The organism is Halocynthiibacter sp. (genome assembly GCF_049608145.1).
Classification (GTDB): Bacteria; Pseudomonadota; Alphaproteobacteria; order Rhodobacterales; family Rhodobacteraceae; genus Halocynthiibacter.
On the sequence record NZ_JBMYXF010000024.1, the window covers coordinates 1 to 356 of the forward strand.

Sequence of the window (356 nt, forward strand, 5' to 3'; positions counted from 1 at the left end):
TTCCATTGAGTATATGGGTCTGACTGCTGGTCAAAAATTGACTGACATTGAAATCGACACTGTGTTCATCGGTTCCTGCACCAACGGTCGTATCGAAGATCTGCGCGCCGTTGCGGAAATCGTTGACGGCAAGAAAATCAAAGACGGTATGCGTGCGATGATTGTTCCGGGCTCTGGCCTTGTGCGCGCGCAGGCGGAAGAGGAAGGTCTGGCAAAGATCTTTGAAGACGCAGGCTTTGAATGGCGACTTGCGGGCTGTTCCATGTGTCTTGCGATGAACCCAGATCAGCTGTCTGAAGGCGAACGCTGCGCCTCCACCTCCAACCGTAACTTTGAAGGTCGTCAGGGGTATAAAG

The 356-nt window shown here is 52.5% G+C and carries 1 protein-coding gene; it reads left to right on the top strand.

The genetic code is table 11. The annotated features are described in order from the left end of the window. A partial coding sequence (locus tag ACPGUT_RS08975) for an aconitase family protein (protein ID WP_423990527.1) occupies positions 1-356 on the top strand: 356 nt, incomplete at both ends.